We start from the raw sequence: 15,946 nt of genomic DNA on the forward strand, positions 1-15,946 counted from the left end.
TTTACATCAAGCAAGGCAGGTTTCCCTATGACCATCAGCACTCCGCTCTCCGGCGTCAATCAGGCTTTCAAGGGCATCGTGCTTATTCTGGTCGCAACGTTCCTGTTTTCCAGTCATGACGCGTTGTCCAAATACCTCTCGGGGTTCTATCCGATCGTCATGGTGGTCTGGGCACGTTATGTCGTGCACACCTTGTTGATGGCGGGAATTTTCCTGCCGCGCTCGGGGCTGCGCGTGCTGCGTACCAAGCGCCCGTTGTGGCAGTTGGCGCGGGCGTTGTGCCTGTTGGGCACCAGTTTGTTCTTCACCACCGCGCTGATGTACATCCCGCTGGCGGAGGCGACGGCGGTCAACTTCCTCGCGCCCGTGCTGGTCACCGCGTTGTCGGTGCCCCTGCTTGGCGAGCACGTCACCCGGGGTCAATGGATTGCGGTGATCTTCGGGTTTATCGGGGTGCTGATCATCGTTCACCCCGGGGGTGATCTGTTCACGCCGGCGGTGTTGTTGCCGTTTTGTTCGGCGCTGTTTTTCTGCTTCTACCAGTTGCTGACGCGCAAGCTCAGCGAGATCGACAGCCCGACCACCAGCAACTTTTTCGCCGGCCTGTGCAATACATTGGTGATGAGCGCGCTGGTGCCGTTCTTCTGGCAAGTGCCGAGCCTGACGCACGGGGTGATGATGCTGGCGCTGGGTGCGTGCGGGATGACCGCGCACCTGATGCTGACCCAGGCGTTCCGCTTTGCCGCCCCGGCGCTGCTGGCGCCGTTCGGGTATTGCCAGATTGTCTTCGCCGGGCTGCTGGGCTGGTTGTTGTTCAGCCATACGCCGACCGTGACTACGATTGTCGGCATTGTGCTGATCTGTCTGAGTGGATTGGCCGCGGCGTGGCAGCAGCGGCGCAAGTAACCGCTACATAAGTCCCTGTTTGGCCCGCGGACATGGTTAACACCTGTGGCGAGGGGATTTATCCCCGTTGGGCTGCGGAGCAGCCCCAAGAACTGAGATTGCGGCGTGTCTGGCTCACCGCATTCCTCTGTTTTGGGGGCTGCTGCGCAGCCCAGCGGGGATAAATCCCCTCGCCACAAATGTGCTCGGCTGGGTTGCCCGGAGCTGGTCCCAGTATCAGTTTTCCAAGGTAGGAACCTTGCGCGGCGCCATGAAGTACATCCAGATCAGCGCGATGAAATACATGGCCGGAATCAGGGTGAACAGCACGGTGTAGTTGTTATTCGTGATCGTCAGGATGTGCCCCACCAACTGGGTCATGAACATCCCGCCGATGGCCGCGCACATGCCGCCGAAGCCGAACACCGTACTCATCATGTGCTTGGGCGTGTAATCCATGACCAGGCTCCAGATGTTCGCGGTCCAGGCCTGGTGCGCGCCGATTGCCAGGGAAATGGCAAACACCGCTACCCAGAGGCTGCTGGAGCCGGCGGCCATGATCACGCCGACGATGCAGCAGGCAAACAGCAGCATGGAGAGCAGCCGTGCCTTGATCGGATTGACCCCGCGGCCAATCAGGAACGAAGACAAAATCCCGCCGCCGACACTGCCGAAGTCGGCGGTGAGGTAAATGATGATCAGCGGGATGCCCATCTGGGTCACGTTGATGCCCAGGTTGTATTGCTGGTTCAAGAATGGCGGCAGCCAGTACAGGTAGAACCAGAACACCGGCGCGGTGATCGAGTAGGCCAGGGCGAATGCCCAGGTGCCGCGCATGCGCAGGATCCGGGAGAACGGCACGCGGGCCTGGTCCGGTTCATCCTGGGCCTGGATGTAGTCCAGTTCTGACTGTTTTACGCTCGGGTGATCTTCCGGGTTGAAGTATTTCAGACCCCAGAACAGCAACCAGATCCCGCCCAGCGCGGCCATGCACAGGAACGCGGCCTGCCAGCCCCACACGTGCAGGATCAGCGGCAACAGCATCGGCGTGAACATTGCGCCGACGTTGGTTCCGGCGTTGAAAATACCGGTGGCCACGGCGCGTTCGCCAGCCGGGAACCACAGCCGCGTGGTCTTCACGCAGGCCGGGTAGTTGGCTGCTTCGGTCAGGCCGAGGATGAAACGACAGACCATGAAGCCCACCGCAGAGGTGGCCAGGCCATGGGCGCCGGTCGCCAGGCTCCAGAGCAGCACGGCGCAGAAGAACACGCGCTTGACGCCAACCCGATCGATCAGCCGACCCTGCAACACGAAGCCGATGGCATAGCCGACCTGGAACCAGAAATTGATGTTGGCGTAATCCATCGCCGTCCAACTCATCTCCTTGGCAAGAATGGGCTGCATGACGCCCAGTGCGGCGCGGTCGATGTAATTCAGGGTGGTGGCAAAAAACACCAGGGCGAGCATGCCCCAACGGGTCTTGCCCACCGCCATGGCGCCACGGATCTTGTCGCCGACGCTTTCGGTGGAGGCACCCAGGCCGGGGACCAGGCGGGAACTTTGGGAAGGAATCATAGGTGCACCCGTTCTTGAAATTCTTATGGTGTGGTCTGGGTTTGCCATTGAGACGGCAGTTCAAGCCGGCGTCAATGTGGGGTCGATGGTGCGCAGTGGCTAAAAAATCGTCAATTCGTTAATCGGGCATTGTGTTCGATAATCGCCCAAAAAACTAACTGGGTGGTACATATTGAATTGCTCAAAGAAACCGACAGCCCAATAATCGGCTGACTCTTTTAAAAAGCGGCGCATTTTTGTAGCCGACGCCTGTCCCGGGAGCCGAATTCATGCAGCGTTCCATTGCCACCGTTTCGTTGAGCGGTACCCTGCCGGAAAAACTCGAAGCCATTGCCGCCGCCGGTTTCGACGGGGTGGAGATTTTCGAGAACGACCTTCTCTATTACGACGGCAGCCCTCGGGAAATCAGGCAAATGTGTGCCGACTTGGGCATTGCCATCACCTTGTTCCAGCCGTTTCGCGACTTTGAAGGCTGCCGTCGCGAACGCCTGGCGCGCAACCTGGAGCGGGCCGAGCGCAAATTCGACCTGATGCAGGAGCTGGGCACCGATCTCGTGCTGGTGTGCAGCAACGCCTCAGCCGATAGCGTTGGCGATGAGCAAATCCTGATTGATGACTTGCGGCTACTGGCCGAGCGGGCCGGCGCGCGGGGCTTGCGCATCGGTTATGAGGCATTGGCCTGGGGCCGGCACGTGAATACTTATCAACAGGTCTGGAACATCGTGCGCCAGGCCGATCATCCGAGCCTTGGCGTATTGCTCGACAGCTTCCACACCTTGTCCCTCAAAGGCGACCCGAGCGCCATTGCCGAGATCCCTGGCGAGAAGATTTTCTTCGTGCAAATGGCCGACGCGCCCATCCTGGCGATGGACGTCTTGGAATGGAGCCGGCATTTCCGTTGCTTCCCGGGGCAGGGCGAGTTCGACCTGCCGGGCTTCCTGGCACCGATCATCAAGAGCGGCTACACCGGGCCGCTGTCGCTGGAGATCTTCAACGACGGATTTCGCGCCGCGCCGCCAAGGGCCAACGCTGCCGACGGTTTGCGGTCGCTGCTGTACCTGGAGGAAAAAACCCGTCAGCGGCTGGCCGAAGAAGCGCCTGTTCAAAACAGCGATATCCTGTTCACGACACCGCCAGCCAGTGAATACAAGGGCATCGAGTTCTTGGAATTCGCGGTGGACGACAACCTCGGCGCCAAGCTCTCCCATTGGCTGGAGCAGTTGGGGTTCGTCAAGGCGGGACAGCATCGCTCCAAGAACGTCAGTCTGTTGCGCCAGGGCGATATCAACCTGATCCTCAACAGCGAACCGTATTCTTTCGCCCACAACTTTTTCGAAGCCCACGGCCCGTCGCTATGCGCGACGGCGGTGCGGGTTCAGGACAGCGCTTCTGCCTTGGAGCGGGCTGTCGCCTACAAGGGCCAGCCTTATCGCGGCCTGGTAGGGCCCAATGAGCTGGAACTCGCGGCGGTGCGTGCGCCGGACGGCAGCCTGATCTACCTGGTGGATCAGGATGCCGATGTCTATGGCACCGATTTCAACCTGCAACCGGGTGCGGTGATCGGCGCCGGGCTCAAGCGCATCGATCACATGGCGATGGCGCTGCCGGCCGATAGCCTCGACAGTTGGGTACTGTTCTACAAGAGCCTGCTGGATTTCGAGGCTGACGACGAAGTGGTGCTGCCCGATCCCTACGGCCTGGTCAAAAGCCGTGCGTTGCGCAGCCGTTGCAGTTCGATTCGTTTGCCGTTGAATATTTCCGAAAACCGTAACACTGCGATTTCACATGCGCTGTCGAGTTATCGTGGTTCCGGTGTGCATCACATCGCCTTCGATTGCGATGACATCTTCGCCCAAGTCAGCCGCGCCAAGGAGGCGGGCGTGCCGTTGCTGGACATTCCGTTGAACTACTATGACGACTTGGCGGCGCGTTTCGATTTCGACGATGAGTTTCTCAGCGAACTGGCGTATTTCAACGTGTTGTACGACCGCGACGCTCAGGGTGGCGAGTTTTTCCACGTCTACACCGAACCGTTCGAAGGGCGGTTTTTCTTCGAGATCATCCAGCGCAAGAACGGCTATGCCGGTTACGGCGCGGCCAACGTCGCGGTGCGGCTGGCAGCGATGGCCAAGTCCCGCAGCGGTGGGGTGCGGCACGCCAAGTTGTAGGGAAATAGTAAACGCGGCGGCAATGGGCAACGCCGTGGCTTCCTTCGCTGCGCGGTGCGGCCCATAATCGCCAACCTGTGCAGTGATGGCCGTGAGCCCGCAATGACTATGAATCCAGAGCTTTCCGCAGTCGTCGAAGAACCTGTCGCCGCGCCGCGCAAGAGTCGCAAGAACAACCCGGAGAAAACCCGGGAAAACATTCTTCAGGAAGCCATCGTCGAGTTCGTCCAGCAAGGGCTGGCCGGCGCGCGGGTCGACGCCATCGCCGAGCGCATCCACACCTCCAAGCGCATGATCTATTACTACTTCGGCAGCAAGGAACAGCTGTACGTCGAGGTGCTGGAAAAACTCTACGGAGATATCCGTACCACCGAGAGCCGCCTGCACCTGGCGGAGCTGGCGCCGGTCGATGCGATCCGCCGCCTGGTGGAGTTCACCTTTGACCACCACGACCGCAACGTGGATTTCGTGCGCATCGTCTGCATCGAAAACATCCACAACGCCGAATACGTCAAGCAGTCCGGTACGATCAAGGCGATGACCAATACCATCCTCGATTCCCTTGGCGTGATTCTGCGTCGCGGCGCCGAAGAGGGCGTGTTCCGTGCGGGCCTCGAGCCGCTGGATGTACATCTGCTGATCAGTTCGTTCTGCTTTTACCGGGTGTCCAACCGCCAGACATTCGGTGAGATCTTTCAGATTGATCTGTCGGACGAAGTGATCAAGCAGCGCCATCGGCAGATGGTTTGCGAGTCGGTGTTGCGGTATCTGCAAGCCTGAACCTCGTGGGGGCGAGCAGGCCCCCACGGGTTTTCAGTGATTCATGCTCTGGAAGTGCGTCAGCATCCGCTGGGCATCCGGTGCCACGCCGCTGAACAGCTCGAACGCCTTGACTGCCTGGAACACCGCCATGGTGCCGCCATCCAGCGTGCGGCAACCCAAGGCCCGGGCGTTGCGCAGCAGTTCGGTCTCCAGTGGGAAATAGACGATTTCCGCCACCCACAATTCGCTTCGCAACAGCTCGACCGGCACTGGCATGCCCGGCAGTTTCGCCATGCCCATCGGCGTGGTATTCACCAACCCATCGGCCTCGACCATTGCACTGGCCAGATCCTGGCCGGCCCGGGCGCGACTGGCGCCGAACTGTTGATTCAGATTGTTCGCCAGTGCCTCGGCACGGCTGGCCTCGACATCAAAAATGCTCAGTGTCCCCACGCCTTCCGCCAACAGCGCGTGGGCGACTGCTGCACCTGCACCGCCGGCCCCCATCTGGACGACGTGGCGGCGCGAAACGTCGCCCAGGCCACGACGAAAGCCCTCGGCAAATCCCAGGCAATCGGTATTGTGGCCGATGCGTTTGCCGTTTTTGAGCACCACGGTATTCACCGCGCCGATTCCGCGGGCTTCGGGCGACAGCTCGTCCAGCAATGGGATGACCGCCTGTTTGCATGGGAAGGTGATGTTCAGGCCGGTAAAACTCATGCGTTCGGCGGCTATCAACAAGTCGGGCAGGGCGCTGCTGTCGAGCTTCAGCGCATCAAGGTCGATCAATCGATACAGGTAACGCATGCCTTGGGCATCGCCTTCGTGCTCATGCAGCGCCGGCGTGCGAGACGCCTGGATACCCGCGCCGATCAGGCCGGCCAGCACAGTGATTTTCGACATGCGCATCAACCCTTCAACCGCTGACTGAAATGTTCCAGGGCCAGGCGATAGCCGTGGCTGCCGAACCCGCACATCACGCCGATGGCCACCGATGAGACAAAAGAGTGATGACGGAACGTTTCCCGGGCGTGGACGTTGGACAGGTGCACTTCGATTGCCGGGACTTCACTGGCGACCAAGGCGTCGCGGATAGCGACGGAGGTATGAGTCCAGGCTGCGGGATTGATGATGATGCCGGCACATCGGCCGCGGGCGCCATGAATCCAGTCGATCAGCTCCCCTTCCTGGTTGGTTTGGCGAAACTCCACGGCCAGGCCGAACTCTTCGGCGGCGCGGCCGCATAAGGCAGAAATATCCGCCAGGGTTTCGTGTCCGTAGGTCGCCGGCTCGCGAGTGCCGAGCAGGTTCAGGTTCGGGCCGTTGAGCACCAGAACGATTGGAGGCATCGCAATTTCTCCACATTTTTATTGTTGGTGTGGGCTGGGTTTCAGCTTGTGGAGATAAATTGTACTAGATGGTTAATTTGGTCAAATAAAGCAGCCGACATCGGTCAATATGTGTTCGATGATCGAACATGACCTGTGTCAGGGGAGGGCTGTTGTGGCGAGGGGATTTATCCCCGCTCGAGTGCGCAGCACTCGCAAGAGGCCAGACAAGACAGAGCAGAGGGCCGCTTCGCAGCCCAGCGGGGATAAATCCCCTCGCCACAGGGTAATCCCTTCACCCCGAAAGGGACGACTCAGCGTCGAGTCAACAACACCCCGGACTCCATGTGATGGGTCCAGGGGAATTGATCGAACAACGCGCAGCGGGTGATGCGGTGCGTATCGTTCAACTGCGCGATGTTCGCGGCGAGGGTGTCAGGGTTGCAGGAAATGTAGAGGATGTTGTCGAAACGCCGGCTCAGCTCGCAGGTGTCCGGGTCCATGCCGGCGCGCGGCGGGTCGACGAAGACGCTGCCGAATTCGTAGCTTTTCAGATCGATGCCGTGCAGGCGACGGAACGGCCGGACGTCGTTCAAGGCTTCGGTCAATTCTTCGGCGGACAGGCGCACCAGCGTGACGTTGTCCACCGCGTTTTCGCTGAGGTTGCTCAGCGCGGCGTTCACCGAGGTCTTGCTGATTTCGGTGGCCAGGACTTTGCGCACTCGGGTGGCCAGGGGCAGGGTGAAATTGCCGTTGCCGCAGTACAACTCCAGCAAATCGTCGCTGCGATCGCCCAACGCTTCATAGGCCCAGTTGAGCATCTTCTGGTTCACCGTGCCGTTGGGCTGGGTGAAGGCGCCTTCGGGTTGGCGATAGCTGAAGGTGCGGCCGCCGACGTCGAGTTTCTCCACCACGTAGTCGTGGCCGATCACTTCCCGCTTGCCCTTGGAGCGGCCAATGATGCTGACGCCCAGGTCGGCCGTCAGTTTCGACGCGGCCGCGTGCCAGTGCTCGTCCAGCGGGCGGTGGTAACACAGGGTGATCATCCCATCGCCGGCGAGGGTGGTCAGGAACTCCACCTGGAACAGCTTATGGCTCAGTGGCGCACTGGCTTGCCAGGCGGCCTTGAGCTGCGGCATCAACTGGTTGATGCGCAGGCTGGCAATGGGAAACTCCTCGATGAGGATCGGCGTGCGCTTGTCGTCCTGGGAGAACATTGCGTAGTGCCGTTCGCCGGCTTCGCGCCAGAGGCGGAACTCGGCCCGCAGGCGGAAATTCTTCAACGGCGAATCGAACACCGCAGGCTCGGGTGCATCGAATGGCGCCAGCAGGTCGCGCAAACGGGCGACCTTGTCCTGCAACTGGGCGGCGTAGGCCTGGGAATCAAAAGTCATGCGTTGAACCAACCCAACTTGATAACGAACAGAATCGACAGGATGACCAGGGCCGGGTTCAGCTCACGGCCACGGCCAGACACCAGTTTGATGGCAGTCCAGGCGATGAAACCGAAAGCGATGCCGTTGGCGATGGAATACGTGAACGGCATCGCCAGGGCCGTGACGACCACCGGGGCGGCAACGGTGATGTCGTCCCAGTCGATTTCCGCCAGGCCCGAGGTCATCAGCACCGCTACGAACAGCAGGGCCGGTGCGGTGGCGAAGGCCGGAACGCTGGCGGCCAGCGGCGAGAAGAACAGCGCCAGCAAAAACAGGATCGCCACGACGATGGCGGTCAAGCCGGTGCGGCCGCCGGCGCTGACGCCCGCCGCCGACTCGATATAGCTGGTGGTGGTCGAGGTTCCCAGCAGCGAACCGGCCATGGCGGCGGTGCTGTCGGCAATCAGTGCGCGGCCCATCTTCGGCATGTGGCCGTCCTTGCCCATCAGGCCGGCGCGCTTGGCGACGCCGATCAGGGTGCCGGAGTTATCGAACAGATCGACAAACAGGAACGCGAAAATCACGCTCACCAGGCCGATGTCCAGGGCGCCCTTGATATCCAGTTGCAGGAAGGTCGGGGCCAAGGACGGCGGCGCGGAAATGATGCCGCCGAACGGCGTGAAGCCCATCAGGATCGAGACGACGGTGACCGCCAGGATGCCAATCAACACCGCGCCGCGCACTTTGAGTGCTTCCAGGGCGACGATCAGGACAAAACCCAGGGTCGCGAGGATCGGCGCCGGTTGCTTCAGGTCGCCAAGGCCGACCATGGTCGCCGGGTTCTTAACCACGATGCCGGCGTTGTTCAGGGCGATCAGCGCCAGGAACAGGCCGATACCGGCGGCGATGGCCGAGCGCAGCGGCAGCGGGATGCTGTTGATGATCCACTCGCGGATGCGAAAGATCGACAGCAGGAAGAACAGCACGGCGGAGATGAATACCGCACCCAGCGCCACTTGCCAGGTATGGCCCATGTGCAGGACCACGGTGTAGGTGAAGAAGGCGTTCAGGCCCATGCCCGGCGCAAGGGCGATCGGGTAGTTGGCGATCAGGCCCATGACCGCCGAGCCAATGGCTGCCGCCAGGCAGGTGGCGACGAACACTGCACCCTTGTCCATGCCGGTTTCGCCGAGGATGCTCGGGTTGACGAACAGGATGTAGGCCATGGCCAGGAAGGTCGTGACGCCCGCCAGGATCTCGGTCCGCACGTTGGTGTTGTGTGCCTTGAGTTGAAACAGCCTTTCCAGCATGTCTGCTCCCCGTGGCGCGCGCGGCGCCGTGAATGTATCGACCTCAACAGCAAAGCACAGGCCGCCAATGGCGCCCGGGATTTTCTGCGGGTCGGAAAAAGCCGCGCATCATAGCAGCGCGGCGATGTGGCTGCGATCCTCGATGTACCGAGATGTACCGAGATGTGCCGAGGCAATTATTGGGCCATACTGCGCGCGATTCCGGGAGGTCGGTATGTATCGCATGAAGAAAATCGCATGGGTATGGACATGGGGCTGGGCCTTGGGCCTGGGGCTGTCCGTGGCGGCCGCACACGCCGCGTCGGCGCCGCCGCTGAGCGAGGTCAAGGTGCTCAAGGTCGAATCGCCGGCCTGCGGCTTCGAGGACATCGTCGCGCAGCAGGAACGGACCCGCTGCGATCACGGTGGCCCGAATATCAAGGTCTACGTGTTGGAAGTCGGCTACGGCCATCAGCCTCACGTCACGCTGGATGGCTTCGAGGTCGACGGCACCCGCTCGCCGGTGTGTGCATTCAGCAATGGCAACCTGAACGATTGTTCGGCCAGGACCAAGGTGGTCGGCTACCTCTATGTCTTCGACCTGAAGGGCAAGCAGGAAGGCACTTTCAGCTTCAGCAATGTGTCGATCAACGCACCGGGCAACCGGATGTCGACCCAGCTGTACATCAAATGACGACGTTCTGGACGCGCTTCGCCTGACACGGTCCGGCAAAGCTGGCTAGTCTTCAGGAATCACCCTGCGGAGAGTGCCCATGATTCCTGGAACCAAGATCCCCCGAGCCCTGATTGCCGTGGCCGAAGGCGTCGACGACTTGCAGACGGTGACGCTGATCGACGTGTTGCGTCGGGCGCAGCTCGAAGTGGTGGTGGCAAGTATCGAGGGCCGCCGCATGTTCACCTGCGCACGGGGCACGCGTTTGACCGCCGATGGCATGTTGGTAGACCTGCTGGTCCAGGACTTCGACTTGATTGTGCTGCCGGGCGGCATCATCGGCGCGCAACATCTGGCGGCCCATCAGCCGTTGCAGCAGTTGATCAAGGACCAGGCCGCCGCCGGGCGATTCTTTGCCGCCATCGCCGAAGCGCCGGCACTGGTGCTTCAGGCTTTCGGTGTCCTGCGCCAGCGCCGCATGACCTGCCTGCCCACTGTGAGCCAGCAACTGTCGGGGTGCAGTTTCGTCGATCAGCCGGTGGTCGTGGATGGCAACTGCATCACCGCCCAAGGCTCGGCAGCCGCCGTGGCGTTTGCCTTGACGCTCGTGGAGCAACTCAGCGGCAAGGGTGTAAGGAGCGTGGTGGCCGCTGAGTTGCTGGCCTGAGAGGCGTTTCGTCATTCAATTGCCTTGAACGCTCACCCCACCCTGAAGTCGTACCCCTTATGACGGCGGTTTCCCAAAACGCCGCGTGTACGACCAACCGTGAGGTGTTCCATGAGCGCGACCCTGTCCGAAGCGACGCAGGCGTCCTACGCCAGTCATCCAATCCGTCTGACACTCAATGGCCAGGTGCGCGAGCTGCAGGTGTTGCCCTGGACCACGTTGCTGGACCTTTTGCGCGAGCAGCTTGATCTGGTGGGCAGCAAGAAAGGTTGCGACCACGGCCAATGCGGCGCCTGCACGGTGTTGCGTGATGGCAAGCGGATCAACGCCTGCCTGACCCTGGCGGTGATGTGTGACGGTGCCGAGTTGACCACGGTCGAGGGCTTGGCCAATGGCGATGAGTTGCATCCGATGCAGCGCGCGTTCATCAAGCATGACGCGTTCCAGTGCGGCTACTGTACGCCCGGGCAGATCTGTTCGGCAGTGGGCCTGGCCAACGAAGGGCGGGCACAGACCGGTGGTGAGATCAGCGAGCTGATGAGCGGCAATCTCTGCCGATGCGGTGCGTACAACAACATTCGCGACGCCATTGAAGAAGCACTGCCGCTCTGCCAGCAACCGGGAGATGCGCAATGAATCCCTTCCGCTACAGTAAACCCGACACCTTGCAGGCTGCCGTCGATCTGTCGAGCGCGACCTCACGTTTCATCGCTGGCGGCACTAATTTGCTGGACTTGATGAAGGAAAACCTCACCCGTCCCCAACACCTGATCGATATCACCGGACTGCCGTTGGCGGACCTCAGCGAAACCCCCTCCGGCGGGGTCATGATCGGCGCGCTGGTGAGCAATGCCGACCTGGCCTGGCATCCTTGGATCGAACGGCGTTACCCGTTGCTTTCCCAAGCCATCCTGGCAGGCGCCTCGCCACAATTGCGCAACATGGCCAGCACCGGCGGCAACCTGTTGCAACGCACCCGTTGCTATTACTTCTACGACGCCAACGTGCCCTGCAACAAGCGGCGGCCCGGCAGCGGCTGCCCGGCCAGGAATGGCCTGAACCGGATCCACGCGATCCTCGGGGCGAGTGACCAATGTGTCGCGACCCATCCCTCAGACATGTGCGTGGCCCTGGCGGCGCTGGACGCGGTGGTCCATGTATTGGGCCGGGGTGGGGCGCGGACCATCGAGTTCGCCGACTTTCATCGTCTGCCGGGCGACGCCCCTGAGCGGGACAATCAACTGGCCGATGACGAGCTGATCACCTACATCGAGTTGCCTGCAGCAGGTTTCGTCGAACACAGCCACTACTTGAAGATCCGTGACCGGGCCTCCTATGCCTTTGCGCTGGTGTCAGTGGCGGCGGCGCTGGAACTGGACGGGCCGGTGATTCGCCAGGCTCGCCTTGCCCTCGGCGGGGTGGCTCACAAACCTTGGCGAGACCGGGCGGTGGAGAATTGGCTGACGGGCCAGACCGTCAGCCGCGAAACATTCACGGCCGCCGCCGATGCACTGCTGCAAAACGCCGAGCCGCTGGAACACAACGGCTTCAAGGTCAAGTTGGCGCGCCGGGCTATTGTTCGCGCCTTGAGCGATGCCGCACTGATGGGAGGCACCGCCCGATGAATACGTTGAGCAAATCCATAGGCCAACCCTTGGACCGAGTCGACGGCCTGCTCAAAGTCACGGGCCAGGCCCGTTATGCCGGTGAGTACCGCGAAGACGGCTTGCTGCACGGCAGCGTGGTGTCCGGCAGCATCGCCCGCGGCCGCGTGTTGCGGATCGATGCCAGCAAAGCGTTGGCCTTGCCCGGTGTGGTCGCGGTGATCGATCACACCAATCGCCCCCGGATTGCCAGCTACGACGAGCCCTACCAGGATGCCGACGCGGCCGAAGGGTCGCCGTTCCGGCCGTTGTACAACGAGCAGATTCTCTACAGCGGCCAGCCGCTGGCGTTGGTGGTCGCGCAAAACCTGGAGCTGGCTCGCTACGCCGGTTCACTGGTTGAAATCGAATATGAAGTTGCCGATCACCAGACCGATCTGACGATCGTGCAAAACGAAGCCCATCCGGCACCGGCCGAGCTGCCCAAGCCTCGTGGGAATTTTCAGGGCGAATACGCCAGCGCGGCCCTCAGCGTGGATGTGTCCTACAGCACGCCGATCGAGCATCACAACCCGATGGAGCCTCATGCTTGCACCGTGCTGTACCAACCCAACGGCTGCCTGCATATCCACGATAAAACCCAAGGCACGCAGAACTGTCAGGCGTATGTGCAGAAGGTGTTCGGACTGGAGCAGGACCAGATACGTGTATTTGCCGCGTTTGTCGGCGGTGCGTTCGGCTCCGGATTGCGCCCGCAGTATCAGTTGCCGCTTGCGGTAATGGCGGCGCTGTCGCTGAAACGCTCGGTGCGCATCAGCCTGACGCGCCAACAGATGTTTACCTTCGGTTACCGGCCGCGGACGTTCCAGCGCGTGCAACTGGGCGCGGCCGCCAACGGACGGTTGCTCGCCGTGGCACACAGCGCCGTTGGCCAGACCTCGCGCTTCGAGGACTTCACCGAACACGTGGTGGAGTGGAGCGGCATGCTCTATCACTGCGATAACGTGACGCTGACTTACAAACTGGCGCCATTGGATGTTTATACGCCGTTGGACATGCGTGCTCCGGGCGCCGCCCTTGGTTTGATCGGCCTCGAATGCGCCATGGATGAGTTGGCCTATGCCCTGGCGATGGATCCGGTTCAATTGCGCTTGATCAACTATGCCGAGCGCAACGAGAACGAGGGCAAGCCCTATTCCAGCAAGGCGTTGCGCGAATGCTACGCCGAGGGCGCCGCTCGTTTTGGCTGGGACAAGCGCAACCCGGAACCGCGCAGCATGCGCGAAGGCCGGCAATTGGTGGGCTGGGGCATGGCCGGGGGTGTGTGGGAAGCCATGCAACAGAAGGCCAGCGCCCGAGCGTCGCTGGACGCCAACGGCAAGTTGACGGTCAGCAGCGCCACCACTGACATCGGCACGGGCACCTACACCGTCATGACCCAGATTGCCGCCGAGGCGTCAGGGGTTTCCTTCGATGACGTCACCTTCGTCCTCGGCGACTCGTCGCTGCCGACCGCGCCGTTGCAGGGCGGCTCGTTCACTGTTTCGTCGGTGGGCACGGCGGTCAAGCAGGCCTGTGAGGCGCTGCGAGAAAAGCTCCTGGCCGTAGCGCGACAGAGCTGTCCAGCTTTCAGCGGCGCAACCCTCGAGCAAGTGACATTCGTTGACGGTGAACTGCGCATGGGGGAGGCCCGCGTCGCTTTGGCGGAACTGGCGCAAAAAAGCGGCGAGACACCGTTGCAAGTGCAAGTCACCGCCGAGCCTGATGAAAAACGCCAGGCCTACGCCACCGCCACGCATTCGGCGGTGTTTGTTGAGGTGCTGGTGGATGAAGACTTGGGCACGGTCAAAATCAACCGTGTGGTCAGCGCCATTGCGGCTGGCCGGGTGATCAATCCGAAGACCGCTCGGAGCCAGATCCTCGGCGGCGTGGTCTGGGGCGTCGGCATGGCGTTGCATGAAGAAACCCTGACCGATCACGCCTTGGGCCGGCACATGAACCACAACCTGTCCGAATACCATGTGCCGGTCAACGCCGACATCGGCGATATCGAGGTGATTTTCGTCGAGGAACAGGATGACATCGTCAACGCCCTCGGCTCCAAAGGCGTCGGAGAGATCGGCATCGTCGGCGTACCGGCGGCGGTGGCGAATGCGATTTATCACGCCACCGGAAAACGGGTCAGGGACTTCCCGATCACCCTCGACAAGCTGCTCTAGGCTTTCGCTTCCTCAACCGGTTCGTGCATGCGGTCACGGTTGGCCAGGGTCGGGAACAGTTTGATCCAGGTCCCGGTCACCAGCAGCGTGCCGATACCGCCCATGACCACCGCCGGCACCGTGCCGAACCAGTGGGCGGTCAGGCCGGACTCGAATTCGCCCAACTGGTTCGAGGCGCCGATGAACAGCCCGTTCACCGCGCTCACGCGACCGCGCATTTCGTCCGGGGTTTCCAGTTGCACGAAGGAGGCGCGGATCACCATGCTGATCATGTCCGCCGCGCCCAGCACCACCAGCACCGCCAAGGAAAACCAGAATGAGGTGGAGAGGCCGAAGGCAATCGTGGCGACGCCGAATATTCCCACTGCGGTGAACATCACCCGGCCGACCTTGCGTTCCACGGCAAACCGCGCCAGCCACAGCGACATCAGCAAGGCGCCCACCGCCGGTGCCGAGCGCAACAGGCCCAGGCCCCAGGGACCGGTGAGCAGGATGTCCTTGGCGAACACCGGCAGCAACGCCGTGGCGCCGCCCAGTAGCACGGCGAACAAGTCCAGGGAAATCGCCCCGAGGATGTCCTGGCGGCTGCGGATGAAACGAATACCGGCCAGCAACGAATCCAAGGTTGCCTTGCCTTTGTTCAGCGGCGTTTGCCGGGCCGGCAGGTTGAGCATCAGGCAGCAGGCGATGATGTAGAGCAGCACGGTCGGCCCATAGACCCAGACGCTGCCGAAGGCGTAGAGCAAGCCGCCAAGGGCTGGGGCGACGATGGTCGCGGACTGCTGGGCCGATTGCGCGGCGGCGACGGCGCGGGGAAACAGCGCGGCCGGCACGATACTCGGCAGCAGCGCCTGGGTGGTCGGCATCTCGAAGGAGCGGGCGGCGCCCAGCAGGAAGGCGAGGATGAAGATCATCTCCCGCGTGACGTTGTCAGTGGCGCTACCGACCACCAGGGCCAGGGCGATCATCGCCTGCAACGACTGGCAGATCGCAGCGACCTTGCGCCTGTCGTATCGATCCGCCACATGCCCAGTGTGCAGCATGAACAATACCCGTGGCGCGAACTCCACCAGCCCGACCAGGCCCAGGTCCAAAACGTTGCCGGTCAGTTGGTAGAGGTTCCAACCGATGGCCACGGTGAGCATCTGGAAGCCGCTGGCGGTGAATATCCGGGCCAGCCAGAAGGCGATGAAGGGACGATGGTGACGGAGCAGCAGCGGCGCTTGGCTGGGCATCTAAGACAGGTCCGGTGATGAAGGCTTGGAGATTATCACCGAGCTGTAACTGGAAGTTGCGATGGCTGGGAAAATAGTTAGCCAAACATCGATCTTACCCATGGTGCCGATTTTTTTGTGGCGAGGGGATTTATCCCCGCTCGAGTGCGCAGCGCTCGCAAAAGC

General features: G+C 61.7%; 14 protein-coding genes. 8 read left to right on the top strand and 6 right to left on the bottom strand.

The features are described from left to right. Positions 1-27: 27 nt before the first annotated feature. Positions 28-906 (top strand): DMT family transporter, encoded by an 879-nt coding sequence (locus HU742_RS20640; RefSeq protein WP_186638710.1) that lies wholly within the window; start codon positions 28-30, stop codon positions 904-906. A gap of 216 nt (positions 907-1,122) precedes the next feature. Here HU742_RS20640 and HU742_RS20645 read toward each other — a convergent pair whose 3' ends face one another. Beyond that, entirely contained in the window at positions 1,123-2,460 is a 1,338-nt protein-coding gene (locus tag HU742_RS20645) for an MFS transporter (RefSeq protein WP_186644262.1), read from the bottom strand. Positions 2,461-2,729: 269 nt separating this feature from the next. On the opposite strand from HU742_RS20645, the gene quiC reads away from it, so the two are divergent. Together quiC and HU742_RS20655 are read left to right on the top strand one after the other, a co-directional pair. Next, on the top strand, positions 2,730-4,628 hold the full coding sequence (gene quiC, locus HU742_RS20650) for a 3-dehydroshikimate dehydratase QuiC (RefSeq protein WP_186638714.1): 1,899 nt from the start codon (positions 2,730-2,732) through the stop codon (positions 4,626-4,628). Positions 4,629-4,730: 102 nt separating this feature from the next. Beyond that, the gene (locus HU742_RS20655) at positions 4,731-5,408 is read left to right on the top strand and encodes a TetR/AcrR family transcriptional regulator (RefSeq protein ID WP_186610867.1); all 678 of its coding nucleotides are present in this window, start codon (positions 4,731-4,733) and stop codon (positions 5,406-5,408) included. A gap of 33 nt (positions 5,409-5,441) precedes the next feature. Here the strand turns inward: HU742_RS20655 and HU742_RS20660 are convergent, their stop codons facing one another. From HU742_RS20660 to HU742_RS20675, 4 genes are all read right to left on the bottom strand, one after another. Next, complete coding sequence (locus tag HU742_RS20660) at positions 5,442-6,293, bottom strand: shikimate dehydrogenase (RefSeq protein WP_186644261.1); 852 nt, start codon at positions 6,291-6,293, stop codon at positions 5,442-5,444. A 5-nt stretch (positions 6,294-6,298) separates the two neighbouring features. Further along, positions 6,299-6,739, bottom strand: coding sequence for a type II 3-dehydroquinate dehydratase (gene aroQ, locus HU742_RS20665; RefSeq protein ID WP_186638717.1), 441 nt, complete (start codon positions 6,737-6,739; stop codon positions 6,299-6,301). 293 nt (positions 6,740-7,032) lie between these two features. After that, the gene (gene trmA / locus HU742_RS20670; protein ID WP_186644259.1) at positions 7,033-8,112 is read right to left on the bottom strand and encodes a tRNA (uridine(54)-C5)-methyltransferase TrmA; all 1,080 of its coding nucleotides are present in this window, start codon (positions 8,110-8,112) and stop codon (positions 7,033-7,035) included. Beyond that, positions 8,109-9,404, bottom strand: a complete 1,296-nt coding sequence (locus HU742_RS20675) for an NCS2 family permease (RefSeq protein ID WP_186638721.1) — start codon at positions 9,402-9,404, stop codon at positions 8,109-8,111. Before HU742_RS20675 ends, trmA begins: the two co-directional genes overlap by 4 nt. Before the next feature lie 214 nt (positions 9,405-9,618). Between HU742_RS20675 and HU742_RS20680 the strand changes: the two genes are divergently transcribed. The 5 genes from HU742_RS20680 to HU742_RS20700 all read left to right on the top strand — a co-directional run bounded on the left by HU742_RS20680 (position 9,619) and on the right by HU742_RS20700 (position 14,546). Beyond that, the gene (locus HU742_RS20680) at positions 9,619-10,077 is read left to right on the top strand and encodes a DUF4879 domain-containing protein (protein ID WP_186644258.1); all 459 of its coding nucleotides are present in this window, start codon (positions 9,619-9,621) and stop codon (positions 10,075-10,077) included. Positions 10,078-10,156: 79 nt separating this feature from the next. Next, positions 10,157-10,723 carry a DJ-1 family glyoxalase III gene (locus HU742_RS20685; RefSeq protein WP_186638725.1) on the top strand — a complete coding sequence of 189 codons (567 nt, stop codon included), beginning with the start codon at positions 10,157-10,159 and terminating at the stop codon, positions 10,721-10,723. 111 nt (positions 10,724-10,834) lie between these two features. Further along, positions 10,835-11,359, top strand: a complete 525-nt coding sequence (locus tag HU742_RS20690) for a (2Fe-2S)-binding protein (RefSeq protein ID WP_186644257.1) — start codon at positions 10,835-10,837, stop codon at positions 11,357-11,359. Further along, positions 11,356-12,348, top strand: coding sequence for an FAD binding domain-containing protein (locus HU742_RS20695; RefSeq protein WP_186638729.1), 993 nt, complete (start codon positions 11,356-11,358; stop codon positions 12,346-12,348). Before HU742_RS20690 ends, HU742_RS20695 begins: the two co-directional genes overlap by 4 nt. Further along, on the top strand, positions 12,345-14,546 hold the full coding sequence (locus HU742_RS20700) for a xanthine dehydrogenase family protein molybdopterin-binding subunit (RefSeq protein ID WP_186644256.1): 2,202 nt from the start codon (positions 12,345-12,347) through the stop codon (positions 14,544-14,546). The genes HU742_RS20695 and HU742_RS20700 overlap by 4 nt, the downstream gene beginning before the upstream one ends. Here HU742_RS20700 and HU742_RS20705 read toward each other — a convergent pair. After that, positions 14,543-15,781 carry an MFS transporter gene (locus HU742_RS20705; RefSeq protein ID WP_186644255.1) on the bottom strand — a complete coding sequence of 413 codons (1,239 nt, stop codon included), beginning with the start codon at positions 15,779-15,781 and terminating at the stop codon, positions 14,543-14,545. The genes HU742_RS20700 and HU742_RS20705 overlap by 4 nt on opposite strands. Positions 15,782-15,946: the final 165 nt, after the last annotated feature.

The sequence above is a fragment of the Pseudomonas marvdashtae genome (assembly GCF_014268655.2).
GTDB classification, from domain to species: domain Bacteria; phylum Pseudomonadota; class Gammaproteobacteria; order Pseudomonadales; family Pseudomonadaceae; genus Aquipseudomonas; species Aquipseudomonas marvdashtae.